The sequence below is a fragment of the Moorena sp. SIO4A1 genome (genome assembly GCF_010672065.1).
In the GTDB taxonomy this organism is placed as follows: Bacteria; Cyanobacteriota; Cyanobacteriia; order Cyanobacteriales; family Coleofasciculaceae; genus Moorena.
Genome location: NZ_JAAHHX010000659.1, coordinates 1 through 1,530 on the forward strand (window position 1 = coordinate 1; position 1,530 = coordinate 1,530).

Here is a 1,530-nt window from a genome sequence, read left to right on the forward strand (position 1 = left end):
ACAGGGAACAGGGAACAGGGAATTAAAAAGCTTTTTAGTAAGCATATGCGCTACGCGCACGCTACGCGAACAGCCGTCAGCCGTCAGCCGTGAGCTAAAGGCTCACGCGTGCGCGTTCAGCTTTTTGGCACAGGCTTCTACGCTGGGACTTCACTCAGATTAAACCAATGCTTACTTGTTGTCTTGATGCAGTCGCTCATGGGGGAAACCACGGCAGTGCGGTCATGGGGGGAACCCCCAAGACCGCACTGCCTCCCCAAGACCGCGCTGCATCGCTTATTCAAAAGCTGAGAGCTGATAGCTGAGAGCTGATATACCAATCCTAAATGATTTTGAAGAAAAATGAGATATCATGGAATATAAATTTACCACCATGTTCTCATGACTCTGGAAGAATTTATAGCTAGCAATCGAGACCCTAGAGAGCTAAAGCGAGCAATAGCCGTGAAAATGCGAATTCAAGGACTCAAGCACCGAGAAATCCAAGCAGTGTTGGGAGTTCAATCGAGCTATATTAGTCGTTGGGAAAAACGCTATCGAGAGGAAGGATGTTCTGGTCTGAGGTTACGGCATAAAGGTAGCTCAGGTTACTTGAGTCATTCACAACGTCAAGCTGTCATAGACTGGATTAAACAAGAAACACAAAGAAATCTTTGGGAATTAGTTGACCATGTTGAACAAGTTTATGGAGTTGTATATCGGTCTTTGCAAAGCTATTACGACTTACTTAAGAGTGCGGGAATGAGTTGGCATCAGGGGAAAAAAAAAGTCCCAAGTATGATAAGTCTGTGGTCGATGAGCACAACCAAATGATTAGTGATTGGCTCGAACATAATCACCAAGAAATCCAAAAGGGAAAAATTAGGGTCTTCTCTTTAGATGAATGTCATGTTTGTGCAGGGGATATTTGTGGTTATGGGTGGGGGGATCGTAAAGAAAGACGAGAGGTAGATCTAGACAATTATCGTGATTCTCAGACTTACTATGGGGCATTAGACTGTGTCAGTGGAGAAGTTATACTCAGTGCTTATAAAACAGCTAACAGTTCGTCAACAATTGATTTCATCAAACATCTGCAAAGGCGAAGTGAAGGGGCACAGATTGTTTTAGTTTGGGATGGAGCCAGTTATCACCGTTCCCAGGAGTTTCGTAATTTTCTTGCAGAAGTTAATACTGATAAACAGTGGAATGTTCACTGTCTACGCTTTGCTCCTTATGCACCATCAGAAAATCCAATTGAGAACATTTGGGGGCAGGCTAAAAAGCTGTTACAACAGATGCATCAACGATGTCAATCTTTCAAGCTCACTAAGAAATTATTTGAATTATTTATTGAATATCGATTATTTACTATGCCTAATTTAGGCACTTATGAGGCTTTCTCTATTATCATTTAGGAGTAGTATAGCTGAATACTTACGCTTTTTACATAGCGCTGCATCGCTTTTTTAAAGTATTTTTAAATCAAGTTAATTTTTACCTATCAAAGAAAAAAAGGATAGGGATTTATGTTACAGTATTGGTAGGCTT

3 protein-coding genes are annotated in these 1,530 nt (G+C 41.4%); all 3 read left to right on the top strand.

What is annotated here, in order from left to right:
* Window positions 1-167: 167 nt before the first annotated feature.
* The 3 genes from F6K53_RS41650 (at window position 168) to F6K53_RS41660 (ending at window position 1,397) form a co-directional block, all read left to right on the top strand.
* The gene (locus F6K53_RS41650) at window positions 168-305 is read left to right on the top strand and encodes a hypothetical protein (protein WP_293062628.1); all 138 of its coding nucleotides are present in this window, start codon (window positions 168-170) and stop codon (window positions 303-305) included.
* 76 nt (window positions 306-381) lie between these two features.
* Window positions 382-813 (top strand): helix-turn-helix domain-containing protein, encoded by a 432-nt coding sequence (locus tag F6K53_RS41655; RefSeq protein WP_293069110.1) that lies wholly within the window; start codon window positions 382-384, stop codon window positions 811-813.
* A complete protein-coding gene (locus tag F6K53_RS41660) occupies window positions 810-1,397 on the top strand; it encodes an IS630 family transposase (protein ID WP_293086269.1) in 588 nt (195 codons plus the stop codon). Before F6K53_RS41655 ends, F6K53_RS41660 begins: the two co-directional genes overlap by 4 nt.
* Window positions 1,398-1,530 lie beyond the last annotated feature (133 nt).

Excerpts from the sequence above, each read along its gene's own strand:
- F6K53_RS41650 (WP_293062628.1), top strand. The coding sequence starts at position 168 with ATGCTTACTTGTTGTCTTGATGCAGTCGCTCATGGGGGAAACCACGGC.
- F6K53_RS41655 (WP_293069110.1), top strand. The coding sequence starts at position 382 with ATGACTCTGGAAGAATTTATAGCTAGCAATCGAGACCCTAGAGAGCTA.
- F6K53_RS41660 (WP_293086269.1), top strand. The coding sequence starts at position 810 with ATGATTAGTGATTGGCTCGAACATAATCACCAAGAAATCCAAAAGGGA.